Source organism: Micromonospora sp. AB353 (assembly GCF_049538395.1).
In the GTDB taxonomy this organism is placed as follows: Bacteria; Actinomycetota; Actinomycetes; order Mycobacteriales; family Micromonosporaceae; genus Micromonospora; species Micromonospora aurantiaca.
Genome location: NZ_JBMVFV010000012.1, coordinates 12,656 through 36,388, shown reverse-complemented (window position 1 = coordinate 36,388; position 23,733 = coordinate 12,656). Strand labels below are relative to the sequence as shown.

At 72.4% G+C, this 23,733-nt stretch carries 27 protein-coding genes and 1 other RNA gene; 19 read left to right on the top strand and 9 right to left on the bottom strand.

What is annotated here, in order from left to right; translation table 11 throughout:
• The first annotated feature begins 2 nt into the window (after positions 1–2).
• Genes ACPCK6_RS08475 through ACPCK6_RS08460 form a run of 4 tightly spaced genes read left to right on the top strand, consistent with a single transcriptional unit; the run spans position 3 to position 4,180 of the window.
• On the top strand, positions 3–1,376 hold the full coding sequence (locus ACPCK6_RS08475; protein ID WP_396884054.1) for a DUF1501 domain-containing protein: 1,374 nt from the start codon (positions 3–5) through the stop codon (positions 1,374–1,376).
• Positions 1,373–2,788: a ferredoxin reductase family protein gene (locus ACPCK6_RS08470; RefSeq protein ID WP_423480792.1), complete on the top strand. Its 1,416-nt coding sequence runs from the start codon at positions 1,373–1,375 to the stop codon at positions 2,786–2,788. The genes ACPCK6_RS08475 and ACPCK6_RS08470 overlap by 4 nt, the downstream gene beginning before the upstream one ends.
• Before the next feature lie 13 nt (positions 2,789–2,801).
• Positions 2,802–3,398: an FMN-binding protein gene (locus ACPCK6_RS08465; RefSeq protein WP_396884028.1), complete on the top strand. Its 597-nt coding sequence runs from the start codon at positions 2,802–2,804 to the stop codon at positions 3,396–3,398.
• A gap of 50 nt (positions 3,399–3,448) precedes the next feature.
• Positions 3,449–4,180 carry an FAD:protein FMN transferase gene (locus tag ACPCK6_RS08460; RefSeq protein WP_423480824.1) on the top strand — a complete coding sequence of 244 codons (732 nt, stop codon included), beginning with the start codon at positions 3,449–3,451 and terminating at the stop codon, positions 4,178–4,180.
• A gap of 461 nt (positions 4,181–4,641) precedes the next feature.
• On the opposite strand, the gene ACPCK6_RS08455 is transcribed toward ACPCK6_RS08460, so the two are convergent.
• Complete coding sequence (locus ACPCK6_RS08455) at positions 4,642–5,313, bottom strand: bifunctional DNA primase/polymerase (RefSeq protein ID WP_355508170.1); 672 nt, start codon at positions 5,311–5,313, stop codon at positions 4,642–4,644.
• 250 nt (positions 5,314–5,563) lie between these two features.
• Here ACPCK6_RS08455 and ACPCK6_RS08450 point away from each other — a divergent pair, with 250 nt between their 5' ends.
• The 7 genes from ACPCK6_RS08450 (at position 5,564) to mctP (ending at position 12,225) form a co-directional block, all read left to right on the top strand.
• The gene (locus ACPCK6_RS08450) at positions 5,564–6,793 is read left to right on the top strand and encodes a helix-turn-helix domain-containing protein (RefSeq protein WP_355508168.1); all 1,230 of its coding nucleotides are present in this window, start codon (positions 5,564–5,566) and stop codon (positions 6,791–6,793) included.
• A complete protein-coding gene (locus ACPCK6_RS08445; protein WP_282310753.1) occupies positions 6,790–7,371 on the top strand; it encodes a flavoprotein in 582 nt (193 codons plus the stop codon). The genes ACPCK6_RS08450 and ACPCK6_RS08445 overlap by 4 nt, the downstream gene beginning before the upstream one ends.
• 94 nt (positions 7,372–7,465) lie before the next feature.
• A complete protein-coding gene (locus ACPCK6_RS08440; RefSeq protein WP_396884029.1) occupies positions 7,466–8,323 on the top strand; it encodes a Nif3-like dinuclear metal center hexameric protein in 858 nt (285 codons plus the stop codon).
• A complete protein-coding gene (locus tag ACPCK6_RS08435) occupies positions 8,313–9,050 on the top strand; it encodes a zinc ribbon domain-containing protein (protein WP_423480791.1) in 738 nt (245 codons plus the stop codon). Before ACPCK6_RS08440 ends, ACPCK6_RS08435 begins: the two co-directional genes overlap by 11 nt.
• 5 nt (positions 9,051–9,055) lie before the next feature.
• Positions 9,056–10,204: a bifunctional RNase H/acid phosphatase gene (locus tag ACPCK6_RS08430; protein WP_423480790.1), complete on the top strand. Its 1,149-nt coding sequence runs from the start codon at positions 9,056–9,058 to the stop codon at positions 10,202–10,204.
• Between the two features lie 126 nt (positions 10,205–10,330).
• Positions 10,331–10,573: a DUF3311 domain-containing protein gene (locus tag ACPCK6_RS08425; protein ID WP_013287785.1), complete on the top strand. Its 243-nt coding sequence runs from the start codon at positions 10,331–10,333 to the stop codon at positions 10,571–10,573.
• Positions 10,573–12,225 (top strand): monocarboxylate uptake permease MctP, encoded by a 1,653-nt coding sequence (gene mctP, locus ACPCK6_RS08420; protein ID WP_396884031.1) that lies wholly within the window; start codon positions 10,573–10,575, stop codon positions 12,223–12,225. Before ACPCK6_RS08425 ends, mctP begins: the two co-directional genes overlap by 1 nt.
• 58 nt (positions 12,226–12,283) lie before the next feature.
• Here the strand turns inward: mctP and ACPCK6_RS08415 are convergent, their stop codons facing one another.
• Positions 12,284–12,751: a MarR family winged helix-turn-helix transcriptional regulator gene (locus tag ACPCK6_RS08415; RefSeq protein WP_396884032.1), complete on the bottom strand. Its 468-nt coding sequence runs from the start codon at positions 12,749–12,751 to the stop codon at positions 12,284–12,286.
• Between the two features lie 56 nt (positions 12,752–12,807).
• Here ACPCK6_RS08415 and ACPCK6_RS08410 point away from each other — a divergent pair, with 56 nt between their 5' ends.
• Complete coding sequence (locus ACPCK6_RS08410; RefSeq protein ID WP_396884033.1) at positions 12,808–14,031, top strand: MFS transporter; 1,224 nt, start codon at positions 12,808–12,810, stop codon at positions 14,029–14,031.
• 24 nt (positions 14,032–14,055) lie between these two features.
• On the opposite strand, the gene ACPCK6_RS08405 is transcribed toward ACPCK6_RS08410, so the two are convergent.
• The gene (locus tag ACPCK6_RS08405; protein WP_396884034.1) at positions 14,056–14,817 is read right to left on the bottom strand and encodes a sulfite exporter TauE/SafE family protein; all 762 of its coding nucleotides are present in this window, start codon (positions 14,815–14,817) and stop codon (positions 14,056–14,058) included.
• 173 nt (positions 14,818–14,990) lie between these two features.
• Here ACPCK6_RS08405 and rnpB point away from each other — a divergent pair.
• Positions 14,991–15,399: RNase P RNA component class A (gene rnpB, locus ACPCK6_RS08400), an RNA gene on the top strand.
• 118 nt (positions 15,400–15,517) lie between these two features.
• Here rnpB and ACPCK6_RS08395 read toward each other — a convergent pair.
• The 3 genes from ACPCK6_RS08395 to ACPCK6_RS08385 form a co-directional block, all read right to left on the bottom strand.
• Positions 15,518–15,781 carry a hypothetical protein gene (locus tag ACPCK6_RS08395; protein WP_423480789.1) on the bottom strand — a complete coding sequence of 88 codons (264 nt, stop codon included), beginning with the start codon at positions 15,779–15,781 and terminating at the stop codon, positions 15,518–15,520.
• 209 nt (positions 15,782–15,990) lie between these two features.
• On the bottom strand, positions 15,991–16,794 hold the full coding sequence (locus ACPCK6_RS08390) for a nucleotidyltransferase domain-containing protein (RefSeq protein WP_423480788.1): 804 nt from the start codon (positions 16,792–16,794) through the stop codon (positions 15,991–15,993).
• Positions 16,795–17,112: 318 nt separating this feature from the next.
• Positions 17,113–17,517: an ADP-ribosylation/crystallin J1 gene (locus tag ACPCK6_RS08385; protein WP_396884036.1), complete on the bottom strand. Its 405-nt coding sequence runs from the start codon at positions 17,515–17,517 to the stop codon at positions 17,113–17,115.
• Positions 17,518–17,645: 128 nt separating this feature from the next.
• Between ACPCK6_RS08385 and ACPCK6_RS08380 the strand changes: the two genes are divergently transcribed.
• The 4 genes from ACPCK6_RS08380 to ACPCK6_RS08365 all read left to right on the top strand — a co-directional run bounded on the left by ACPCK6_RS08380 (position 17,646) and on the right by ACPCK6_RS08365 (position 19,993).
• Entirely contained in the window at positions 17,646–17,984 is a 339-nt protein-coding gene (locus ACPCK6_RS08380; RefSeq protein WP_423480787.1) for an immunity 51 family protein, read from the top strand.
• A gap of 90 nt (positions 17,985–18,074) precedes the next feature.
• Positions 18,075–18,479 (top strand): DUF6331 family protein, encoded by a 405-nt coding sequence (locus tag ACPCK6_RS08375; RefSeq protein WP_423480786.1) that lies wholly within the window; start codon positions 18,075–18,077, stop codon positions 18,477–18,479.
• Between the two features lie 7 nt (positions 18,480–18,486).
• Positions 18,487–18,882 (top strand): VOC family protein, encoded by a 396-nt coding sequence (locus ACPCK6_RS08370; RefSeq protein ID WP_396884039.1) that lies wholly within the window; start codon positions 18,487–18,489, stop codon positions 18,880–18,882.
• A 154-nt stretch (positions 18,883–19,036) separates the two neighbouring features.
• Positions 19,037–19,993, top strand: a complete 957-nt coding sequence (locus ACPCK6_RS08365) for a threonine/serine dehydratase family protein (protein WP_423480785.1) — start codon at positions 19,037–19,039, stop codon at positions 19,991–19,993.
• Between the two features lie 137 nt (positions 19,994–20,130).
• Here the strand turns inward: ACPCK6_RS08365 and ACPCK6_RS08360 are convergent, their stop codons facing one another.
• Together ACPCK6_RS08360 and ACPCK6_RS08355 are read right to left on the bottom strand one after the other, a co-directional pair.
• The gene (locus ACPCK6_RS08360; protein WP_423480784.1) at positions 20,131–20,616 is read right to left on the bottom strand and encodes a roadblock/LC7 domain-containing protein; all 486 of its coding nucleotides are present in this window, start codon (positions 20,614–20,616) and stop codon (positions 20,131–20,133) included.
• Positions 20,613–20,984: a hypothetical protein gene (locus ACPCK6_RS08355; protein WP_013287772.1), complete on the bottom strand. Its 372-nt coding sequence runs from the start codon at positions 20,982–20,984 to the stop codon at positions 20,613–20,615. Before ACPCK6_RS08355 ends, ACPCK6_RS08360 begins: the two co-directional genes overlap by 4 nt.
• Before the next feature lie 239 nt (positions 20,985–21,223).
• On the opposite strand from ACPCK6_RS08355, the gene ACPCK6_RS08350 reads away from it, so the two are divergent.
• Positions 21,224–21,541 carry a PadR family transcriptional regulator gene (locus ACPCK6_RS08350; protein ID WP_396884042.1) on the top strand — a complete coding sequence of 106 codons (318 nt, stop codon included), beginning with the start codon at positions 21,224–21,226 and terminating at the stop codon, positions 21,539–21,541.
• On the top strand, positions 21,538–22,305 hold the full coding sequence (locus ACPCK6_RS08345; protein ID WP_396884043.1) for a hypothetical protein: 768 nt from the start codon (positions 21,538–21,540) through the stop codon (positions 22,303–22,305). The genes ACPCK6_RS08350 and ACPCK6_RS08345 overlap by 4 nt, the downstream gene beginning before the upstream one ends.
• A gap of 3 nt (positions 22,306–22,308) precedes the next feature.
• On the opposite strand, the gene ACPCK6_RS08340 is transcribed toward ACPCK6_RS08345, so the two are convergent.
• Complete coding sequence (locus ACPCK6_RS08340) at positions 22,309–23,583, bottom strand: M48 family metalloprotease (RefSeq protein ID WP_423480783.1); 1,275 nt, start codon at positions 23,581–23,583, stop codon at positions 22,309–22,311.
• Positions 23,584–23,733: the final 150 nt, after the last annotated feature.

Below are 23,733 nucleotides of genomic sequence, written 5' to 3'. Positions count from 1 at the left end.
AGATGACCGTGAACCCGTACCCCCTGCACCCCGAATGCCCCGACCTGCGGCGGCTGGCCGACAACCCGGCCGAGGCGCTGCTGCGCGCGGAGGCGGACATCGTCGCGGCCGAGAACGCGGCCGAGACCGACCGGTACCGCCGGCTGGAGGAGATCGAGGAGGCGCAGCAGGACGGCCGGGGCGTCACCCGGCGTACCTTCGTCGCCGGCGCCGCCGCGACCGCGACCGCGCTCGCGACGGCGCAGTTCGTCACCACCTCGGCGTCGTTCGCCGCGACCAAGACCGGCACGCTGATCCACGTCTTCCTCTACGGCGGGCTGGACGGGCTGAGCCTTGTCGCACCGGCCGACGACCCGGTGCTCGCCAAGGCGCGCCCCGACCTGCTGCTCGGTGACGACTCGCTGGCACTGGCCCGCGGCTTCAAGCTGACCAGCGCGTTCGCGCCGCTGGAGAAGTGGCTCAAGGCCGGGCAGCTCGGCTTCGTGCCGGCCGTGTCCGACCCGCGGCTGTCCCGCAGCCACTTCCAGGCCGCCGACGCCTGCAACCTGGGCGGCCTGCCCGGTGAGACCGGCGGCCGGGGCTGGCTGGACAGCCTGGTCGACTCGCTCGGCAAGGGCACCGCGTTCCGCAGCGTCGGCATCGGCAGCACGCTGCCCCGCTCGCTCGTCGGCGTGAACGGCGCGATCTCCCTCAACAGCGTCGGCGACCTGCGGCTCAACGGCGACGACAGGTTCCGGGCGGCCACCGAGAAGGCGATCCGCGGCCTGTTCACCGGCATCAACCACCCGGTCGAGGAGGCGGTCATCGAGGGCATGGGCGCGCTCGCCACCGCCCAGAAGCTCGCCGCCAAGCCGTACGCCGCCGCCGAGGGCGTCGAGTACCAGGGCGTCGGGAACGCGTTCAAGCAGCTCGCCCAGCTCATCAAGGGCGGCGCGAACGTGCGGGTGGCCACGGTCGGCATGGGCGGCTACGACACCCACGAGAACCAGGGCACCCGCGAGGGCGGCCAGCTCTGGCGGCGGCTCAACGAGCTGGCGAACGCGATGGCCGCCTTCTTCACCGACCTGGGCGACCGGGCGGCGGACGTGACCATCATGGTGTCCAGCGAGTTCGGCCGGCGGGTCGGCTCGAACGGCGGCGGCACCGACCACGGGCACGGCGGCGTGGTCACCGTGCTGTCCGGCCGCAAGCTCGCCGGTTCGCTGCTCGGCACCTGGAACGGACTGGACAAGCTGGACAGCGGCGACGTGCCGGAATACAACAACATGTTCAACGTCTACGGATCGGTCGCGCAGGGCCGCTTCGGCCTCACCACCGCCCAGGTGGACAAGGTCTTCCCCCGGCAGAAGTTCACCCCGGTCAAGATCTACGCGTGACGTACCAGGACATCCGCGCCGCCGGCCGCCGTACCGGGCATCCCGCCCCGTACGGCGGCCGTCCGGCTGCCCCCGTACCCCCGGGTCGTCCGCGTCGCGGACCCGGCGGCCGGCGTGCGCTGGCCGCGGTCTTCTGGCTGGGCCTGGTCGCCGCGGTCGGACCGTGGTGGCTGGACACCCCGTCCGGATCGCTCGCCGACACCGCCGACCTGCTCACCGCGGGCGGCCGGATCACCGGGCTGATCGCCGGTTACCTGCTGCTGGTCCAGGTGCTGATGATGAGCCGGCTCGGCGTGCTGGAACGCGCGCTCGGCGGCGAGCGGATCTCCCGGCTGCACCGGGATCTCGGCGCGACGCTGCTGGTGGCGGTGCTCGCGCACATGTCGCTGCTGGTGGTCGGCTACGCCCGCCAGGAACGCAAGACGGTGCTCGGCGAGGTCGGTGCGCTGCTGACCGACTACGAGGACATGGTCACTGCGTTCGTCGCCGCGGGCATCCTGGTCACTGTCGCGTTCACCGCGGTACGCGCCGTGCGGCGACGCCTGCCGTACGAGCTGTGGCACCTGCTGCACGCCGCCAGCTACCTCACGCTGCTGCTCGGCTACGCGCACCAGTTCAGCAACGGCGCGCAGCTCTACGAGCCCGGCCCGGTGCGTACCGGCTGGATCGCCGCGTACCTGCTGGTCGTGGCCGCGCTGGTGTGGGGCCGGATGCTCGCGCCGCTGGTGTTCAACCTGCGGCACCGGCTGCGCGTCGCCGACGTGGTGGCGGAGAGCCCGGACACCGTCTCGGTCTACCTGACCGGGCAGCGGCTCAACCAGATCGACCTGCTCGGCGGCCAGTTCTTCCGCTGGCGCTTCCTCAACCCCGGCTGCTGGTGGCAGTCGCACCCGTTCTCCGTCTCCGCCGCCGCCAACGACCGGTGGCTGCGGATCACCGTCAAGGTCGTCGGCGGCTACACCGCCGAACTGCGCGACCTCACGCCCGGCACCCGGGTCTGGGCGCAGGGCCCCTCCGGTACGTTCACCGCCGCGCACCGCACCCGGGAACGGGCGCTGCTCATCGCCGGAGGCAGCGGCATCGCGCCGCTGCGCGCGATGCTGGAGGAACTGCCGCCCGGCGCGGCGCTGATCTACCGGGCGCGTACCCCCGCCGACGTGCTGCTGCACCAGGAGCTGGACTGGCTCGCACAGGCCCGGCACACCTCCGTCTGGTACGTCGTCGGCCGCCGCGACGACCCCGGCCCCCGCCAGGTGATGAACCCCGAGGGCCTGCGCCGGCTCGTGCCCGACCTGACCCGCCGCGACGTCTACCTGTGCGGCCCCGGCGGCCTGGTCGACGAGGCGGTCGCCGCGCTGCGGGCGGCGGGCGTGCCCCGCCGCCAGATCCACCTGACCGCGTTCGAGCTGTAGGAGAGGCACCGCCATGCGTCGCGCGCTGCTCGCGATCACCGGCCTGGCCGCCGGCACCACCGCGCTGGTGGTGCTCAAGGGCGCGCCGGGCGCCGGGCAGGCCGGAGCGGACGTACCGGCCGCGCTCGCACCGGTCGCCCCCGGTGGCTCGGCCGCGCCCGAGCCACCGTCGCCCACCGGCTCCGCGCCCGGCGCCGTCACCCCGTCGCCGCGCGCCTCGTCGAAGCCCACCCCGAAGCCGTCCGCCGACCGCAGCGCGGCCAGCCGGGGCGGCACCCGCACCAGCACCGCACCCGCCGCGCCGCGGACCACCACCAGCGCGCCGAAGGTCACCACCCGCACGGTGACCGGGCCGTCGGTCACCTACGAGTACGGCTCGCTCCAGGTCCGGATCACGCTCAGCGGCAGCCGCATCGTCGACGCCACCGCGATCGGACTGCCGCTGGGTGGGCAGTCCGGGCAGCGCAGCGACGACGTGCAGGCCCGCTACAGCGGCACCTCCGGCGAGGTGGTGGCCCGGCAGAGCGCCAACCTGAGCACGGTGTCCGGGGCCACCTACACCAGCACCGCGTACAAGCAGTCGTTGCAGGGCGCGCTGGACAAGGCGTGACCGTCCCGGCCTCCGCCGTTCGCCCCGGCCTGCGCCGGGTGGAACACGTCATGGGTACGGCGATCAGCCTCGACCTGGCCGACGACCTGCCCGCCGCCACGCTGCACGAGCTGGCGGAGGACACGTTCGGCTGGCTGCGCGAGGTGGACGCGCGGTTCAGCACGTACCGGGACGACAGCGAGGTGTGCCGGCTGGACCGGGGCGACCTGCGGGCCGCCGACGCCTCCGCCGACCTGCGGGCCGTGCTGGCCGCCTGCGCCGACCTGTGGACCGCCACCGACGGGTTCTTCGACGCGTACGCGACCGGTCGGCTCGACCCGTCCGGCTACGTCAAGGGCTGGGCGGCGCAGGTCGCCTCGGACCGGCTGGTCGCCGCCGGCGCACCTAACCACTGTGTGAACGCGGGCGGCGACGTGCGCGTACGCGGCCACGACGCGACAGGCGAGCCGTGGCGGATCGGGGTGCGGCATCCGTGGGACGCGGCGGCGATCTGTCTGGTGCTGACCGGCACCGACCTGGCGGTCGCCACGTCGGGCGTGTACGAGCGCGGCCACCACGTGCTGGACCCGCGCCGGGGCGTACCGGCGGCGGGCCTGCGCTCGGTGACGGTGGTGGGCCCGGACCTGGGTGTGGCCGACGCGTACGCGACAGCCGCGGTGGCGATGGGCGGGCCGGGCCTGGCCTGGCTGGACCGCCTACCGTCCCCCTGGCAGCACGCCGTGGTGACGGACGACGCTCACCAGCACCACTCCCGCACCCTCCCCACCCCGCAGCCTTCCTGACCCGCCCTGCCAGCTCGCCCTCCGCCCGCCCCTTGCCCCGTCGATCATGAAGTTAGCGGCACCGCCGCCCGGCGTGTCGCACCGCCAACTTCATGATCAACGGGGCGTCGGGCGAGGCGCGGGCTGGGAGGGAGAGGAGAGGCGGGGTCAGCGGAGGGGGCGGTGGAGGATGGCGGGGCGGGAACCGGTGGGGCGGGGGCGGCCGGGGCGGACGCCCAGGGGGCGCGTGAAGGCCCACGGGTGCAGGCGGCGGCGGGGCCGCGCCGGCTCGGTACCGCCGGTGTGGCGGGCAGCGTCGTCCCTGGACATGGTCAAACCCCCGCTCTGGCGCACACGCGCCCTCGCCAGGTTCAACGAGTCCGGTGCCGGTGAGGTCGCTGTCGGCCACCCGTCCGGGTCACCGCAGCCGCCGTGACCAGGGAGGACGCACGCGTTGCGGCAGCACCGGCCGGGTGCCGAGATCAGCGGCCCCGGCGGGGCAGCGGGAGATGGCCGGGGAACAGGTCGGCGCCGAGCGTCACCCCGGCCGCCCGTAACGCGGCGATCAGCGCGTTCTGCACCAGGTACGAGTCGGGTAGCTGCCAGCGGGCCTGCTCCGGGGCGACCACCCAGCGCACCGTCCCCTCGGGCAGCCGGGTCGGCGGGGCCGGGATCCACGAGCCGGGCCCGTGGCGGACCACGTGGAAGCAGTGCTCCAGTTCGGGCCGCAGCGGGTCGCCGGGGCGGACCAGGAACATCCAGCGGCCGGTCGGGGTGACCAGCGCGGGCCCGCGTACGCCGAACCCGGCGGGATGGGTGGCGACCGCGTCCAGGACCTGCCGGCCGAGGTGGGCGGCGACCTCCAGGACGTCGAAGGCGCGGCCGGTGGGCAGCAGGATGCCGTGCGGGCGGCTGCGCCACCAGGTGGCCACCCGGGCCGGGTCGGCGCTGGCGGCGTGCTCCCAGTCCTCCAGGGCCGGGTGGCAGCCCACTGTGGGACAGCCGGCCCGGCCGCACACGAAGCGGCTGTTGGCCAGGCAGGCGCCGGGGGTGACCGGCCAACCGTGCAGCGCGTACCGCACCGCGATCCGGCGCAGCCGGACCCGTTCCAGCGGCGAGAGGTGAGCGACGCGCGGTCGGACGTTCCTCCACATGTCTGTCGTCCCCTCTGGTCCCGCCGAACCGTCCACAAGCCGAACCGTCCACAAGCCCGAACCGTCCACAAGCCACACGTCGAAAGCCGTCACTGCCGTAACCCGCGCTCGTTGAGGTGACTAACGGTCGGTGCAACTTGCACGAAAACTACGAGAACTGGCTGGACGGTGGACGCACAACCTGTGCGATCGGCGCGAGCCTGGGGGACGTGGGGGGACCGGCCGGCGCCGTGAGGGGGAGGGAGCGGGAATGGACGAACTGCCCATAGGCCGGCGGGTGGCGTACTGGCGGAGCCGCCGCAAGATGTCCCAGCAGGTCTTCGCCGACCGGCTCGGCAAGTCCAAGAGCTGGGTGGACAAGGTGGAGCGCGGCGTCCGCCGGCTGGACAAGTTCTCCGTGCTCTACGAGATCGCCGACATCCTTCAGATCGACGTGCAGTTGCTGCACGGCAAGGATCCGGAACGGCGTACCGACGCGCTCAACTGCATCGACCAGGTCGAGGTGGAGGAGATCCGCACCGCCCTGGAGCGGTACGACTCGATGAGCGCCTACTTCGACGCGGCGCCCTACCCCCCGCCGCTGGCCGACATGCGCAAGGCCGTGAACCACGCCTGGCTCACCTACCAGTACGGCCGCTACGGGATGCTCACCCGCGCGCTGCCGAAGCTGCTGCGCGACGCCCAGGCGGCGGACGCCGGCTACGCCGCCGGTGACCAGGTACGCGAGGCCGCCCACCTGCTCGGGCAGGTCTACCAGATCGCCTCCTCGGTGCTGCGCAAGCTCGGCGAGTGCGACCTGGCCTGGCTCGCCGCCGACCGGTCGATGGCGGTGGCCCAGCGCGCCGACGACCCGCTGCTGGCCGGCATCGCCACCACGCGCGTCTGCAACGCGCTCGTCGCGATGGGCCGCCCCCGCCCGGCGCTGGAGCTGAACGTCCGCATCGCGGGCCGGCTCGCGCCCGGCGGCGACAACGACGTCCGGCCGGAACGGCTCTCGGTGTACGGGATGCTGCTGCTCCAGGGCGCGATGGCCGCCGCCCGGATCGGTGACTCGGCGACAGTGGACGACCTGCTCGCGGGCGCCGACGAGGCGGCCAAGCTGCTCGGCGGCGACCACAACCACTACTGGACCTCCTTCGGCCCGACCAACCTGGAGCTGCACCGCGCGGCGGCGGCGGTCGAACTGGGTGACGGCGGCCGGGCGGTGGAGACCCACATGCGGCTGGCCGAGCCCGCGTTCAACGCGCTGCTGCCGGAGCGGCGCGCGCACCACCTGCTCGACCTGGCCCGGGGCTACTCCCAGATCGGTGACGTCGCCAACGCCGGGGACATGCTGCTGCGCGGCGACCGGCTCGCGCCCTCCGAGATCCGGTGCCGGCCGATAGCGCACGAACTGATGTCCGAGATTCTCCGTCGCACACGTGGTGCGCCGCCTCCGCCGATCGCGGAGTTGGCTGAGCACATGGGAGTCGGAGTATGAGCGGTCCGGAGACCGCCAACGGGCACCGGCGGGTGCTCTACGTCATCGCCTGCGGTTCGCCGCTGGCCCGTCACGTCGGCCGGCTGGTCGACCTCGCCCAGCGGGAGGACTGGACGGTCTGCGTCGTCACCACGCCGGACGGCGCGAAGTTCGTCGACCGGACGGAGCTGGCCCGGCAGACCGGCCACCCGGTGCGTACGCACTACAAGAACCCGGGTGACCCGGACGTGCTGCCCCCGGCCGACGCGATGCTGGTGTGCCCGGCCACCGTCAACACGATCAACAAGTGGGCGGTCGGCATCACCGACACCCTGGCGCTCGGGCTGCTGGTCGAGGCGCAGGGGATGGGGGTGCCGATCGCCGCCGTCCCGTACACGAACGAGGCGATGGCCGCGCACCCGGCGTTCCGGGCCAGCCTCGACCGGCTCGGGCAGTGGGGCGTCCGGGTGGTGTTCGGCGACCACGTCGTACGCCTGCATCCGCCCGGCACGGGGGACCGGCGCGCGGACGCCTTCCCCTGGGACGCCGGCCTGGCCGCCCTGCGCGGCGCGGACCGGCCGGTCGCCCCGGTCGGCTGAGAGGCGCGATGGGCACGGCCCTCGGCGGACGCCGGGGGCCGCGCCCGGCGGCGCTCGGCGTGTACCGGCACGGACGCCGGTAAGCTGGCCGCCCGTGAGGACAACCGTCGCCGACGTGGTGGCCGCGCTGGACCGCCGTTATCCGCCCGCCTGGGCCGAGGAATGGGATCGGGTCGGCCTGGTGCTGGGCGAGCCCGACCACCCGGTACGCCGGGTCGCCTGCGTGGTGGACGTGGTCCCGGAGACCGTGGACGAGGCGCTCGACGCCGGCGCGGACATGATCGTCGCGCACCACCCGCTGCTGCTGCGCGGCGTCTCCTCGGTGGCGGCCACCACGTACAAGGGCCGGATCGTGCACCGGTTGATCAAGGCGGATGTCGCCCTGCACGTGGCGCACACCAACGCCGACGTGGCCGATCCCGGGGTGTCCGACGCGCTCGCCGCCCGGTTCGGGCTGACCGGGCTGCGCCCGCTGCACCCGCCCCGCCCCGGCTCGCCCGCCGCCGGGCCCGGCCGGGGCATCGGCCGCATCGGTGAGCTGCCCGCCCCGATGACGCTCGCCGAGCTGACCCGGCTGGCCGCCGCCGTGCTCCCGGTCACCGCCTGGGGAGTTCGCGCCGCCGGGGATCCCGGGCGTATGGTTCGTACCCTCGCCGTCAGCGGCGGCTCGGGGGACGGCTTCCTCGCCGAGGCGACCGCGGCCGGGGTGGACGCGTTCCTCACCGCGGACCTGCGCCACCACCCGGCCGGGGAACACCTCGCCGCCGGTGGCCCGGCGCTGCTGGACGCCGCCCACTGGGCGACGGAGCGACCCTGGCTGGACGACCTGGCCGCCTACCTGGCCGCCGAGCTGGACGTCGAGACCGTGGTGTCCGACCTGGACACCGACCCGTGGACCGTGCACGCCGCCGCGCCCCGGCCGGACGACAAGGAGCCCCGACGTGAAGGCTGACCCGAAGGTGCAGCGCCGCCTGCTCGACCTCCAGGCGATCGACACCGCGCTGGCCCAGCTCGCGCACCGCCGCCGCACCCTGCCGGAGCGTGCCGAGCTGGAGGCCCTGGCGCGTGAGCTGTCCGCGCTGGAGGACGAGCGGGTCCGCGCCCAGGTGGCAGTCGACGACCTGGATCGGGACATCGCCCGGATCGAGAAGGACGTCGACCAGGTGCGGGCGCGTAAGAGCAAGGACGAGGCCCGGCTCGCCTCGGGCAGCGGCCCGGCCCGCGAGCTGGAGGCGATCCAGCACGAGCTGGTCTCGCTGAACCGCCGGCAGAGCGACCTGGAGGACGCCGAGCTGGAGCTGATGGAGCAGCGGGAGACCGCGCAGGGCGTGCTCGACGGCATCGAGAGCCGGCTCACCGAGGCCCGCGAGCGCCGCGCCGCGACCGAGCAGCGCCGCGACGACACCCTGGCGGAGATCGCCAAGGAGGAGGAGTTCAAGCGCACCTCCCGCCAGCCGCTCGCCGGTGACCTCCCGTCGGACCTGGTCGGCCTCTACGACAAGATCCGCGAGGACACCGGCCTGGGTGCCGCGCTGCTGACCGGTGGCCGCTGCGGCGGCTGCCGGCTGGAGCTGTCCGGCGCCGACCTGGCCCGGATCCGCAAGGCCGACCCGGACGACGTGGTGCGCTGTGAGGAGTGCCGGCGGATCATGGTCCGGACCAACGAGTCGGGCCTGTAACCGCCGTGGCGGTGCGCGCGGTCGTGATCGAGGCCGACGGCGGCTCCCGGGGCAATCCCGGTCCGGCCGGTTACGGCGCTGTGGTCCGGGATCCGGAGACCGGCGAGGTGCTGGCCGAGCGGTCCGAGTCGATCGGTACAGCGACGAACAACGTGGCCGAGTACCGGGGCCTGATCGCCGGGCTGGAGGCCGCCGCCGAGCTGGGTGCGGCCGAGGTCGAGGCGCGGATGGACTCCAAGCTGGTGGTCGAGCAGATGTGCGGCCGCTGGCAGATCAAGCACCCTGGGCTGCGTCCGCTCGCCGCCCAGGCGGCCGGGCTGGTCAGCCGCTTCGCCGCCGTACGGTTCACCTGGGTGCCCCGGGAGCGCAACCGGCACGCCGACGCGCTCGCCAACGCGGCCATGGACGCTGCCGCGTCCGGCGCCGCACCGGCACCGGCGGCGGCCGAGGCGCGGGAGGCGACTGTCGTGCGCGCCACCGGCACCGACCCGGCCACCACGCCCGCCTCCTGGGAGCCGCGCCCGACCGAGGAGGCCACCCGGCTGATCCTGGTGCGGCACGGCGAAACCGAACGCACCGTGCAGAAGCGCTACTCCGGCCGGGGCGACGTGCCGCTCACCGAGCGCGGCCGGGCCCAGGCCCGGGCCACCGCCGCCCGGGTGGCCGCGCTGGCCCCGTCCGTCGCGGCAGTGGTCAGTTCCCCGCTGTCGAGGTGTACGGCCACCGCCGAGGCGGTCGCCGCGCAGGTCGGCAACCCGCCGGTACGCACCGACGACGACCTGATCGAGTGCGACTTCGGCGTCTGGGAGGGGCACACGTTCGCCGAGGTACGCGAGGGCTGGGCGGCCGAACTGGACGCCTGGCTCGCCTCGACCCGGGTCGCCCCGCCGCGGGGCGAGTCGTTCGTGACTGTGGCCGAGCGGACCGGGCGGGCGGTCGACCGGCTGCGGTCGGCGTACCCGGGGGAGACGGTCGTGGTGGTCTCCCACGTCTCGCCGATCAAGCTGGTGCTGCGCGACGCGCTCGCCGCCGGCGACGCGTTCCTGCACCGGCTCTACCTGGACACGGCCGGTATCTCGGTGCTGGACCTGTACCCGGACGGCGGCGTCGCGGTCCGCTCGGTGAACGACACCTCCCACCTCACGGACGTCTGACGGCCGCTCGGCGCATGCCGGCGGCCGTTCGGCGCATCGACATCACCCGATCGGACGTGACCCCCGTCACAGGGTCGTAGCCTCCGGCCGTCACATGGCCCGCTACGAATGCCCGGAGGGTGTCACATGTCCGCACCGGAACCGGAGGCGCTCGACACGGCGCGATCCAGGGCGAAGGACAAGAGTCCCTGGAACTGGTTGCTCTTCATCCCGATCGTGGTGCCGCTGATCCCGGCACTGTTCAACGCCGACTCGCCCCGGCTGTTCGGCTTCCCGCGCTTCTACTGGCTGCAACTGGTCTGGATCCTGCTCGGCGTCGGCACCACCACGCTGGTCTACCAGATGACCAAGAAGCGGGGTGACCGCTGATGTGGCGGGACCACCTCACCGAGATCATCGTCTTCACGCTGCTGTTCCTGCTGGTCAGCGCCATGGGTTTCGTGGCGGCCCGGTGGCGCAGACCGACGGACATGGCCCACCTGGACGAGTGGGGGCTGGGCGGGCGCAGCTTCGGCGGCTGGATCACCTGGTTCCTGGTCGGCGGTGACCTCTACACCGCGTACACGTTCGTGGCGGTCCCGGCGCTGATCTTCGGGGCCGGCGCGGCGGGCTTCTTCGCCGTGCCGTACACGATCGTCATCTACCCGCTGGTGTTCCTCGTGCTGTGCCGGCTCTGGTCGGTCTCGCACCGGCACGGGTTCGTCACCCCCGCCGACTTCGTCCGCACCCGGTTCGGCTCGCCGATCCTGGCGCTGCTGGTCGCGATCACCGGCATCGTCGCCACCATGCCGTACATCGCCCTGCAACTGGTCGGCATCGAGGCGGTGCTCAAGACCATGGGCGTCACCGGCGACAGCGCGCTGGCCCGGCACCTGCCGATCATCATCGCGTTCGCGATCCTGGCCGCGTACACGTACCAGTCCGGGCTGCGCGCGCCGGCGCTGATCGCGTTCGTCAAGGACTCGCTGATCTACATCGTGATCCTGGTCGCGGTGATCTGGCTGCCGTACAAGCTCGGCGGGTGGGGCGCCATCTTCGACGCGGCCGACGCGAAGTTCCAGGCGTCACCCGCGCCCGGCGACGGCATCCTGCTCAACCAGAACAACCAGATCCAGTACGTGACGCTGGCGTTCGGTTCGGCGCTGGCGCTGTTCCTCTACCCGCACAGCATCACCGGCGTGCTCGCCAGCCGGAACCGCGACGTGATCAAGCGGAACATGTCCGCGCTGCCCGCGTACAGCCTGCTGCTGGGGTTGATCGCGCTGCTCGGCTACATGGCCATCGCGGCGAACGTGAAGCCGCTGCCCGGCGCGAAGGAGGGCACGACGGACGGCAACACCGTGGTGCCGCTGCTGTTCGACCAGCAGTTCCCGGACTGGTTCGCCGGGGTGGCGTACGCCGCCATCGGCATCGGCGCCCTGGTCCCCGCGGCGATCATGTCGATCGCGGCGGCGAACCTGTTCACCCGCAACATCTACAAGGAGTACCTGAAGCGGGACGCCACCCCCGCGCAGGAGGCGAACGTCTCGAAGATCACCTCGCTGGTGGTGAAGGTCGGCGCGGTGGCCTGCATCGTCTTCCTCGACCCGCAGTTCTCCATCGACCTCCAGCTCATCGGCGGCGTGATCATCCTCCAGACGCTGCCGGCGGTGGCGCTGGGCCTCTACACCCGCTGGTTCCACAGGGGCGCGCTGATCGCCGGCTGGGCGGCCGGCATGGGCCTGGGCATGTGGATGCTCTACCAGATCGGCAACCCGGCGACCGGGAAGAAGCACTTCGCCGGTTCGGCGTTCCCGCTGGAGAAGTTCGGCTTCGACACGCCGAAGACCATCTACGTCGGCATCGTGGCGGTGCTGGTGAACCTGGTGGTGGCCGCGCTGCTCACACTGGTGCTGCGCGCCGCGAAGGTGGCTGACGGGCCGGACGGCACCACGCCGGACGACTACTTCGCCGACGAGGGCGACCCGCGGGTCACGGCCTCCGCCGACCGCGCCGACTCCGCGCCGGAACCGGTCGCGTAAAAGGAAGGGCCCCTTATTAACGCCTCGTGCATTAAAAGGGGCCCTTCCTAACACCACCTCAGCGGCGGCGGTTGCGTGCGTCGAGCGCCTCGTTGAGGCGGTGCAACATCTCCGCCAGCGTCTCCCGGTCCGCCTCGGGCCAGGCGGCGAGGATGTCGCCGTACAGCCGGGTGCGTGCCGCCCGGACGGCGGCCATCCGCTGGAGGCCAGCCGCCGTCGCGGAGATCACCGTGCCGCGCCCGTCGGCCGGGTCGGGGGTACGCGAGATCAGCCCGTCGCGCTGGAGCGCGGAGACCTGCCGGGTGACGGTCGAGCCGTCCAGGTTCAGCCGCGCGGCGAGCGCCGAGACGTTCTGCGGGCCGGTCGCGTCCAGGTGGCGCAGGATCACGTACGCGGCGCGGTCCAGCAGCCGGTGCTCCATCGTGCCGGTGCCCCGGCGGGTGGCCTCGCCCAGGCGCATCAGCAGCGCCACCTCGGTTTCGATCCGGCCGAGGGTGACCTCGGCGGCGTGGACGTCCTCGCTCATAGCTGTATGATACAAGGAAAATACCTGTACGATACAGCTATCTGGGAGGTTGCGGAGTGGATCGCCGATCCGAGCCCAACCGCAGTGCCATCTACGCCACCACGCTCGTGGCGTTCCTCGCCATCGCCGGCATCGCCGTCGTCGACCCGATCCTGCCCGCCATCGGCGAGGCCATCGGCGTCACCGCCTGGCAGGTCGAGCTGCTCTTCACCGCGTACATCGCGGTCATGGCCGTCGGCATGATCCCGGCGACGCTCGCCAGCGGGCGGTTCGGGTTCAAGCCGGTGCTCGTCACCGGCGTCTCCGTCGTCGGCCTGGCCGCCATCCTCGCCTCGTTCAGCAACGACATCGTGCAGCTCTCCGTACTGCGCGGCGTCTGGGGCCTCGGCAACGCGATGTTCTTCGCCACCGCCATGGTGGTCCTGGTCAACCTGGCGAACGACAGAGAATGGGTGGTCGGCCTCTTCGAGACCGCCCTCGGGCTCGGCTTCGCGGTCGGCCCGCTGATCGGCGGCCTGCTGGGCGAGGTGAGCTGGCGGCTGCCGTTCTTCGTCTGCGGGGTGTTCATGGTGCTGGCGCTCGGCGTCGCCGTCCGTAAGCTGCGCGAACCGGTGAACAGGCAACAGCCGGTACGCCTCGGCCAGATCTTCGCCACCTACCGCAAACCCGCGTTCGTGACGCTGTGCGTGGTCACCGCCGCGTACAACTTCGTCTTCTTCGTCGTGCTCGGCTACACGCCGCTGTTCCTGCGCCTCGACGTCATCCCGCTGGGTCTCGCGTTCACCGGCTGGGGCCTCGGCCTGGCCGCCGGCATCCTGCTGATCGGGCACCGGCTCGCCCACCGCATCGGCGCGGTGCAGACAGTCGGCGTCGCCCTGCTCGGCCTGCTGGTCTGCATGGTCCTGTTCGCCACCTCCACCGGCACCGCCATGTCGCTCGTCGTCCTCGTCGTGGCCGGCCTGTTCATGGGCCTCGCCAACGCCAACCTGACCGACCTGGCGCTCGGGCTCGGCTCCGCCGACCGGCGCGTCGCCACCGGCGCGTTCAACCTGGTCCGCTGGGGAGCCGCCGCGCCCGCGCCGATCATCTCCGGCAAGCTGGCCGAGCACAGCCTGGCGCTGCCGTTCTGGGTCGGCTTCGGAGTGCTCGCCGCCGGAGTGCTGGCGTACCTCGCGTTCGGTCATCTGATGGCAGCCGGCTACGGCGAACGGGTCATCTGGAACCGGGCTGCCCGCCGCGCCGAGCACGCCCCGGAGGAGCCGGTGGGGGAGGCCTACTGACGGGTCCGGTCCTGCCGGGCGGGGTCAGGTCAGCGCGCGCCACAGCAGGTAGAAGCCGATGGCGGTGCCGAACACCACGATGATCGTCTTCAACACCACCTGCGGAAGCCGGCGGGCCAGCCGCGCGCCCGCGTACCCGCCGAACAGGGTGGCCGGCGCGACCACCGCGACGGCCGCCCAGTTCACCGGGCCGAACAGGGCGAACACCACCAGCGTGGTCAGCCCCACCACTGCGGAGAGCAGGTTCTTCACCGCCGACACCCGGGCCAGCGTCGCGTCGAGCACCAGCGCCAACCCGGCCACCAGCATCACCCCGAGGGCCGCGCCGAAGTAGCCTCCGTACACAGTGCCGAGCGCGACCATGGTCTGCACCGTGACGGTACGGCGGCGCGCGCCCAACCGTTCCGGATGGCCGACCAGCCGGCGCAGCGGACCCTGGAACGCGAGTACGGCGGTCGCGCCCAGCACCAGGAACGGCACCACCAGCTCGAACGCCCGCGCGGGAGTGGCCAGCAGCAGCACGCACCCGGCGATCGTGCCGACCACGGCGGTCGGCAGCAGCGACCACAGCTCCCGCCCGCGCGGCAGGTCCACCCGGCTGCCCGCCACGCTCGCCACGTACCCCGGGAAGACCGACACCGAGTTCGAGACGTTCGCCGCCACCGGCGGCAGGCCGGTGGCGATCATCGCCGGGAACGTGATCAGTGAGCCCCCACCGGCCACCGCGTTGACAGTGCCCGCGGCGAGACCGGCGGCGAGCAGGAGCGCGGCGTCGGAGAGATCCATGGTCCCCCGAGGCTAGTCGGTCGGGCGGGCGAGCGCGCATCGCGCCAGTTCGGGGAGGTGGCGGTGTCCCGGGCCGGTTGATGCCGCCACCTCCCCGAAATGGCGGGCGAGCCCTGGTGGCCGGGGTGGAAATGGGCGCGGTGGGTGCGTCGTTAGGATGAGGGTGCGACGGACGAGTCGACCGGGCGGTCGCGTCGACGGGCTCCGGCCCGTCGCCGAGGAACGTCCGGACTCCACAGGGCAGGGTGGTTGCTAACGGCAACCCGGGGTGACCCGCGGGACAGTGCCACAGAAAACAGACCGCCGGCCCGTAACGGGACGGTAAGGGTGAAACGGTGGGGTAAGAGCCCACCAGCACCCCGGGTGACCGGGGTGGCTCGGTAAACCCCACCCGGAGCAAGGCCAAGAAAGGGCCGTCACCGCAAGATGACGACCCGCGCAGACGCTTGAGGGCTGCCCGCCCGATGTCTGCGGGTAGGCCGCTGGAGCCTGCCGGCAACGGCAGGCCGAGATGGATGGCCGCCGCCGGTGCGCCTACGGGCGTGCCGGACACAGAATCCGGCGTACAGGTCGACTCGTCCGTCGCCCACCAGCTCAGACACCCACATCTGTCGTCTGAACTGGTGTTCCTCTGGGACTCCTTCTGCGGCAGACGGGCCGATCACCTAGTAGGCGAGTGAGCGTCACCTGGCCGAGGGGGCTACAACACCATTTTCTGCCAGTTGCGGAACACGAAGCGGTGCACCGACTTCAATCCGACCCATAACGCCGGATGGAGCACGGCGCGGCCGAACCCGCGGACTGTCAACGTCGTGGTCCGGGTGACCTGCGTGCCATGACCAGCAGGGGCCATCTCGAATAGATCCCCGAGATGGTCAACGTAGCGGTGGAAACCAAGATCCGTCGACTCCATGTGGAACGCCAGCCGGGCTGGTGGCTCCCATACGGTGATCCGCTGCCGCACCACCCCTTGCTCCGAGACACACTGCCGGGCCGCGTCTACCTCGCCTGGGCCATCGGGCAACCGGCACATCGTCGGGGCCTGAGATCCGACATCGTCGGCAGCCGGCCTGTCCTCCGCCGACCGATGCGCGACAGCCTTTCGCCACCTGACCTCGCGGATCGCGTATGACCACGCATCACTCAGGCGTCGACTGATGGTGGTACCTCCGGTCACTGTCTGAGGATCTGCAGTTCGTCTCCCCAGCCTTCGATGATGGGGGTCAGCACGGGCACGGGACGCTCGTCGTCAAAGGTCGCGCAAAGGCTCTCGACCCGCTTGAAGGTTGCCCGTATGGCGGCCGGATCGCCGTCGAGCGTGGCCTGTAGCAATGACAGGAGTTCGCGTGCATCCCACTCAGGCACGGGGTGTTCGCGGAGTTCCCAAGGCAGGTACTTGTGATAGGGACGCACCCGTCCGGCCAGCGAGAAGATGACGTCCAGCAGCCAGGGCACTGATTCGGCAGCATCGAGACGGCGTTCCAAGTCGCGTCCGTCGCGGTCGCTCTTCAGGGCCCGGTAGGCATGGTTCAGCCACCCGTCCAGGCGGTCATGCTCGACGAGAATCGTCGCTGCCTCGTCGGACGTCACCGTGGCCAACCGGTGAAGGGCGGAGGACAGCCGGCCTTGTGTGCGGTCAAGGAGGATCGGGGCCCACGCGAACGACCAGCGGAACCACCAGCCTCCGCTCCCGAATGGGGGTACCTCTTCCAACTGGGAGAGCGGAACCGGGATCTCGTCGAGGTCAGGGGATCGGGTCGTCTTGCGCTCGCCCATTCCCTGGTCGGTGAGAACGACGTACACGTCCAGGTCTGAGCGCTCCGTGGCAAGCCCTCGGCCGACCGAACCGGAGAGGACCAGGCCCAGCAAGTCCTCGCCGTGATCCGCATCGTTCCGGGCCGCAAGCTCTGTCAGCACTCCCAGTCGCTGGGACGAGAGACCTGGCGGAAGGTTCAGGCCGTCGGGTGCTTTGGTCACACGCGGCACCCTTCCCTCACCGAGCCGGTTGCAGCAAGCACGTTTCTTGAACGGCGCTCCGGCCTGGCAGGACGTTCCAACGTTGAGCCTGGCGACTGGCCGTCACGGCGGCAGGCATCGTGCCGTCGAGGTCGACCGGCATGCACGCGCTGCGGCACTTCTACGCCTCGGCGCTGCTCGATGCGGGGGAGAGCATCAAGGCCCTCAACTCCTACCTCGGGCACTCCGGGTGTCGATGGTCATCGGATGATCCCGGCGACGTGCGGCCGGTTGGGCTGGACGACGCCGCGCGAAGGTGCCGTCTGAACCGGTCACCCGCTACCGGAATTCGTGGATGACCTCGATCGGACCGACGATGTGCGCGTTGAACTCGTCGAGTTCCTCGGCTGCAATCCACAGCATCGGAGCGGCGGACCCGCCGAAGGACCGTGTCGAGTAGCGGCCCAGGAAACCTGTCTCGACGTGGAAACGGGCGACGTAGCGCACGGGTCCGAACAGGTTCCAGTTCTGCGCAGCCCTGATGGCGAAGTCCTCGTCGAGCATCGGGAAGAAGTGAGTTTGCTCCGGCGAGAGTGGCGGCCACCTGCGCCCCCCTGCCTCGCGGACGAGACCGAGTTCCTGCTGTCCCAGGGGGCGCCACAGCACTGTCGTGACGTCGCTGCTCACGTCGCCCCCGCTGTCGTGGTCGGTCGTGGTGCCGGACAGTCCCGCCGGATCGAACATTCGCCGCACCTCGTGCCCGTTGAGTGTGAGGTTTGCAGATGACCGCGCCGCCTGGAGGAGCGGAACTGAACGCGTGACGGAGACTTCCTGATCTTGCCACGACCGCCGACCACTGTCAGGCTTCGAAGATGACCTTGCTCAGGCTGATCGAGACCACTCCCGGACGGTATTCGCTGCTGCTGGATGCCGGGACCACTCCAGTCGACGGTGTGATCGGGGAGCTTGGTCACGAGCCCAACGGGTACTTCTGGGCAGGCGTCGCGGAGGTCCTCGTCCGCACCGGGGCCCCGGCGCTCGAAGGCCGGTTCGCCTATGACCCTGAGGCCGGCATGTTCTGCGCCTACGGCACCGATCGAGGCGCGCTGCAAGAACTGGAGGCCCTGATGAACACCGTGGCCACCGACGGCGAACGCATCCGGCGGCTGGTCGACGACGCCGAAGCGCGCGGGTTCGAGTTCGACGACTGACAGCTGACGCCGGCGGTTGACGAGGGAGACGCAGCGCTCCACCCGATGTCCAACCGTCACTGTCGCGGCGGGTTCAGGGGAGGAGAGGCGATGGCGGACGTGTCGGTCGACGTGCCGTCGCCCCTGCGTACGTGCATCGCCTTCTGCGAGGTCGAGTGCGTTGTGGGGTGCTGCGGGATCGACGCCGTCTCCACGGACCCCGACCTGATCGAGGACTGGTGCCACCAGGTGGGCTCGGCCGTGGTGGTCGAGGCCCGGCTTCAACTCATCGAGCTGATCGAGGTGGTCGAGGACCGCTCCCGTTGCGTCACGTCGGACTTCTTGAACCACCGCACGCATGACGAGGCCGCGCGGCGTGAGTTGCTGGACTTCCTGGCCGCGCTCGACGCGGGACTGGCGGCCGGCGATGCGTCCGTGGGCGGCGCTGACACCTCGCGAGCCGGTGGCCGGTCCGGGAGCGACCGGGCGCTCCGGGGCGATCAGGACTTGCGATGATCCGGTGATGACCTCCTACGTGTCCCACACCACCGTGGACTGTGCCGACGCCTACGCCCTGTCCCGCTGGTGGGCATCGGTCCTCGACTACCGCGAGGACCCGGACGACCCGAACGAGCCGGGCCACGAGGAGTGCATGATCTCCTCGCGGGACGGGCGGCACCGCCTGCTCTTCATCGAGGTGCCGGACGCCAAGCAGGTCAAGAACCGCATCCACCTGGACCTGCGCCCGGTCGAGGGCACGCGCGACGAGGAACTGGCCCGGCTGACCGGGCTGGGCGCGGCGGTGGTGGCCGACCGGCGCAACTCTGACGGCACCGGCTGGGTGGTGCTCGCCGACCCGGAGAGCAACGAGTTCTGCATCCTCCGCTGCGACGCCGAGGTAGCCGCCACCCGCTCGTGACACCTCCATCGATCTTGGAGTTGTGGCGCCCAGAAGGCCCCTTTCACGAAGTTCGCGAGGTGCCACAACTCCAAGATCGACAGGGGCGGGCGGCGGGGAGGGCAGGGCGGGGCGGGCGGCTAGGGCGCGAGGGCCGGTGTGGGACGCTGCGGTGGTGATCGAGCTTGCGGACATCCAGGCGGCCGCCGACCGGATCGCCGACGTCGTCGTGCACACCCCGACCGTGCCCAGCCCGGGCCTGACCGAGCTGCTCGGCGTACCGGTCACCGCCAAGCTGGAGCTGCTGCAACGTACCGGCTCGTTCAAGGCCCGTGGTGCGGCGGCGAAGCTGCTCGCGCTCGACGACGCGGAGCGGGCGGCCGGGGTGGTGGCGGTCAGCGGCGGCAACCACGGCATCGCGGTCGCGGTGATGGCCGGGGCGCTCGGGGTGGCGGCGACTGTGGTGATGCCCCGCACGGCACCCGCCCGCGCGGTCGAGGTGGCCCGTGCGGCCGGCGCGGACGTGCGGCTGACCGAGGACATGGCCGGCGCGTTCGCGCTGATGAACCGGCTGCGGGACGAGGGCGTGACGCTGCTGCACCCGTTCGACGACCCGATCGTGCTCGCCGGGCAGGGCACCGTCGGGCTGGAACTGGCCGACGACGCCGGTGAGCTGACCGACGTGCTGGTCAGCATCGGCGGGGGCGCGCTGATCTCGGGTGTGGCGGCGGCGCTGCGGGCGCGCCGGCCGGGGGTACGCGTCTGGGGCGTGGAGACCGAGGGCGCGCAGGCGATGTCGCAGGCGCTGGCGAAGGGCGGCCCGGTCGAGGTGCCGCTGTCGTCGATCGTCACCACGCTCAGCGCGCCGAGCGTCTCGCAGCTCACCTACGACCATGTGACCGCACTGGTCAGCGACGTCCTCGTGGTCTCCGACGCCGAGGCGGTACGGGGCACGCTGGAGTTGGCCGAGCACGCCAAGGTGTGGGCCGAGCCCGCCGCCGGGTGCCTGCTGCCCGCCGCCCGCCGGGTGGTCGAGCGGGTGGGCACCGATGCCCGGATCGGCCTGGTGGTCTGCGGCGGCAACGCCACAGTCGCCGACGTGACCGCGTGGGCCGGTCGCTTCGGCCTCTGACCCGCCGCCCCGCGACCGCCGCGCCGAGCGGACCACCACACGGAGCGCGCGACCTCCGCGCCACACGACCGGCAGAACCCGGGGGTACGCCGGCCGCCTCCGGTCCGGACGGGTGGGACCGGGACGACCGGCGTACGTCAGGACGTGGCCGGGCTGACGCCGTCGAGTAGTTCGGCGAGCCGGGCCGCGGTGGTCGGGGCGTGCAGGTGCAGCCGCGCCACGTTGATGCTGTCCGTGCCGATCACGGCGAGCAGCGCCTGCCCGTTGATGGCGTACACGCTGAGGTAGCCGCCCGCGTTGCGCACCGTGGACTGCTGGAAGTCGCCCTGTCCGAGGCGCGACCCGACCTGGCGGCCGAGCCCGTACATGGTGGCGGCCAGCGCGGCCAGGTCGTCCGGGTCGGCGCCGTTCTGCAGGTTGTGCGTGACGAGCAGGCCGTCGACGCCGCCGAGGACGCATCCGTGCACGCCGGGGATCTGCAGCCGCAGGGCGGAGAGTTCCTGGGCGATGGCCGGGTACGGCAGCGCCGGGTTGCCGGCCAGCGACTGTGGAAGCGCCCGGGGTGGCGGCAGGGTGCCGGTCTGGGGGCGCGTACGGCGGGGGAGGTCGTCCACCCGGCTCACAGTTCCAGGCTCTCCTCGATCGTGCGCAGTTGGTGTCTGGCCATCGCGAGGTTGGCCCGGCTCTTGCTCACCATCAGGTAGAGGAACAGGCCCTTGCCGGTGCGGTTGCTCAGCGGGCGGATCAGGTGGTACTGGCTGCCGAGCGTGATCAGGATGTCCTCGATCTCGTCGTCGAGCTTGAGCATCTCGATGGTGCGCAGCTTGGCGCGTACGACGTCGGTGTTGCCGGCGGCGGCGACGGTCAGGTCGATCTCGCCGGTGCCCCCGGCGACGCCGAGGGTCATGCCACTGGTGTAGTCGACGAGCGCGGCCCCGATCGCGCCGTCGATGTTCATCGCGTTCTTCAGCGCGATGTCAAGGTTGCCCACGATTTTCTCTCCCCAGCTCGGGCCGCTGTCCGCCGGAGCGGGCGGGCAGCGGATTCGGTCCGTCGAGGCTCGCATATGGAGCTGCGACCTGCACCCGGGCCCCTGGTGATCCACCTGAGCGGTCCCCTCCGGATCGGCCGCCGGTCCCGTCGAAGGGACCACGCCGTCCTGTCGTCGATCACCGTTCGTCCGCCACAACGGTGCATCCACCCTATGTAGAGTTCCGATAGAGTCAGCCCGTGCGACTGACCATCCCGGTGGCGAAGGTGCTCTCGGCGCTGCTCGCCGAGCCCGAGGCGCCGCGCTACGGCCTCGACCTGATGCGGCTCACCGGCCTGCCCAGCGGGACGCTCTACCCGGTGCTGCGACGCCTCCAGGACGCGGGCTGGCTCGCCGCCGACTGGGAGGACGTCGACCCGGTCGCCGCCGGCCGCCCGGCCCGCCGCTACTACCGCCTCACCGGCGAGGGCATCCGGTCGGCCCGGCTGGCGCTGGCCGAGCTGAGTGCTCTCTTACCCGCCGAACCCGCGGACCCGGCCGGGGCACCGGCGTGGTGACCCGGCGGCTGGGGCGTACCGCAGGGGTGTTGCTGCTCGCGCCGCCGGTCTGCGTCGCGGTCCTCGTGCTCGCGGGCGCGGTGACGGGCGTGGCCCACGGGTGGCTGGAGATGCGCGTGCCGTGGGCCGCCGCCGCGCAGTTGCCGGCCTGGTCGGCGCTCACCGCGCTGCTCGGCACAACGCTCGCGCTCGTCGTCACCCGGGCCGCGCGCCGGACCGTACGCGTGCGGGCGCTGCCCACCGCACTCGGCGTGGTGCTGCCGGTCGCCGCGACCGTGACCGCGACGCTCGCGCTGCTCGCCGCCCGGGGCGAGAGCCGGGTGTGGGAGACGGTGCCCGGGCTGCTGCTCTGGCTGGCGCTGCTGACGGCGGCGCTCTGGGCCGCCGGCATGCTGGCCCGCCGGGGCCGGGTCCGCCTCGCGTGGTCGGCCGGGCTGCTCGGCGCGCTGGTGGCGGCCGACGCGGCGGTGATCCTCGCGGTGGTCACCTCGATCCCGGCCACCGCGCCGGTGGCCGACGGCCTGCCGCCGGACGCGGTCGACCGGATCTCCGCGCCGCTGTGGCTGTTCACCTGCTGGACCGACTCGTCGTTCGGACTGCCCCGGCCGACCGGGTGGGAACGGTTCCTCATCACCGACCGGGTGCTCGTCGAGCCGATGTTCTACCTGGCCTGCACGCCCTACGTCCTGGCGTACGCGATCGCGGCGGCCCGCCCGGCGCCCGCCGTCGTACCCGGTCCGGAGCCCGTCCCGGCACCCGCCTGAGCGTCAGGCGTTCCAGCTCAGCGCCCGCCCGGCCCGCTCGTAGTGCCGGGCCAGCTCGACGTCGATCCGCGCGGCGCGCGCCTCGGTGAGCGTCACCGCCGGGTCCTGCCAGGGCCGCGCGCCGAGCATCCGGTGCCGCAGACCGGTCGGCGGGTGGGCGGCGAACAGGGAGGCGTCCTCCCGGACGGTGAGCTGCCGTTCCAGCGACAGCCGCTCGGCGGCGGCGTCCAGCGCGCGCCCCGTCTCCACCCGCCAGGTGTCCGGCCCGTGGCCGCCGCGTACCGCGTTGCGCACGGCGGTGGCCACCGAGTCGGTCCGCAGCGTCGTGTCCAGCAGCCGGGTCGCGCCCGCCGTGCCGCCGGCGCGGGCGGCCATCTCGTCGGCCAGGTACTCGGCCCGCTGGCTCTCCCGCAGCGCGACGGCGACGAGCACCACGTGCCCGGCGAACAGCAGCCGCGACAGCGCCCAGGACGCCAGGCGCCCGAGCCACTCGCCGACCATCACCAGCAGCCCGCCGCCGTCGGATCCGCCCCGGGGCCGGAACAGGTCGGCGGCGTTGCCGAGCATGGTCAGCGCCGGCTGGGTCACCGGCCCCCGGCGGACGTCGCCGTTGACGAAGTGGCCCAGCTCGTGGCCGAGCAGCGCGACCCGCGCCGATCCGTCCAGGGCGCCCCACAACGGCAGTCCGAGGCCGAGCACGCGCCGCCGGCGCAGTCCCACCGACGTCGCGTACGCGTTGATGGCGCCGTCGACGCCGATCACGTGCGGCATCGGCGCGCCCACCGCCGTGGCCACCTCCCGGACCAGGGCGTGCAGCTCCGGCGCCTCCCGTTCGGTGAGCACGTCCAGGTCCCGGTCGAGCCGGCCGAAACGCGGCCGCAACGCCACCGCGAGCGCGATGAGCGCCACGCCGCCGACCACCGCGAGGTTCGGGAAGGGGTACGCGAACAGCAACCACACCCCGGCCACCGCGATCCCGGCCACGCCGAGCAGGAGCAGCACCGAGACGCCGGTGACCAGAACACCGGTGAACCCCTGCCCGGTCGGCTCCAGCGACCGGCCGAGCAGAGCGGCGTACTGCCGGCGGGTGAGCCGCGCGGCGAGCCGGTGGGTCCGCCGGTCGACCCAGGACCAGCCGAACTCGGGCGGCTGGCGGCGCGCGTCGTAGGTGTCGAGGTTCCAGTCGCAGCCGGCGCACCAGGGCAACGCCCCGTCCAGCGACACCGGCGTCGCGCCGCATCGCGGACAGGCCCCCGTGCCCGTCGTCGTGATGATCACGAGCGCCGATCCTGTCCGTTCCCCACCGGCGCCGGTACCGGCCGTTCGGACGAGTGCGGGCATCTCCGGGTCTTCCGCCGTTCCCCGCCACAACCGCCCCGACCAGGTCTAATGTGGAGAAGGCCGTGACTATTTGTGCCGTTCCGGTGG

Excerpts from the sequence above, each read along its gene's own strand:
- ACPCK6_RS08475 (WP_396884054.1), top strand. The coding sequence starts at position 3 with ATGACCGTGAACCCGTACCCCCTGCACCCCGAATGCCCCGACCTGCGG.
- ACPCK6_RS08465 (WP_396884028.1), top strand. The coding sequence starts at position 2,802 with ATGCGTCGCGCGCTGCTCGCGATCACCGGCCTGGCCGCCGGCACCACC.
- ACPCK6_RS08460 (WP_423480824.1), top strand. The coding sequence starts at position 3,449 with ATGGGTACGGCGATCAGCCTCGACCTGGCCGACGACCTGCCCGCCGCC.
- ACPCK6_RS08455 (WP_355508170.1), bottom strand. The coding sequence starts at position 5,313 with ATGTGGAGGAACGTCCGACCGCGCGTCGCTCACCTCTCGCCGCTGGAA.
- ACPCK6_RS08450 (WP_355508168.1), top strand. The coding sequence starts at position 5,564 with ATGGACGAACTGCCCATAGGCCGGCGGGTGGCGTACTGGCGGAGCCGC.
- ACPCK6_RS08445 (WP_282310753.1), top strand. The coding sequence starts at position 6,790 with ATGAGCGGTCCGGAGACCGCCAACGGGCACCGGCGGGTGCTCTACGTC.
- ACPCK6_RS08425 (WP_013287785.1), top strand. The coding sequence starts at position 10,331 with ATGTCCGCACCGGAACCGGAGGCGCTCGACACGGCGCGATCCAGGGCG.
- mctP (WP_396884031.1), top strand. The coding sequence starts at position 10,573 with ATGTGGCGGGACCACCTCACCGAGATCATCGTCTTCACGCTGCTGTTC.
- ACPCK6_RS08415 (WP_396884032.1), bottom strand. The coding sequence starts at position 12,751 with ATGAGCGAGGACGTCCACGCCGCCGAGGTCACCCTCGGCCGGATCGAA.
- ACPCK6_RS08405 (WP_396884034.1), bottom strand. The coding sequence starts at position 14,817 with ATGGATCTCTCCGACGCCGCGCTCCTGCTCGCCGCCGGTCTCGCCGCG.
- ACPCK6_RS08385 (WP_396884036.1), bottom strand. The coding sequence starts at position 17,517 with ATGTTCGATCCGGCGGGACTGTCCGGCACCACGACCGACCACGACAGC.
- ACPCK6_RS08380 (WP_423480787.1), top strand. The coding sequence starts at position 17,646 with ATGACCTTGCTCAGGCTGATCGAGACCACTCCCGGACGGTATTCGCTG.
- ACPCK6_RS08375 (WP_423480786.1), top strand. The coding sequence starts at position 18,075 with ATGGCGGACGTGTCGGTCGACGTGCCGTCGCCCCTGCGTACGTGCATC.
- ACPCK6_RS08370 (WP_396884039.1), top strand. The coding sequence starts at position 18,487 with ATGACCTCCTACGTGTCCCACACCACCGTGGACTGTGCCGACGCCTAC.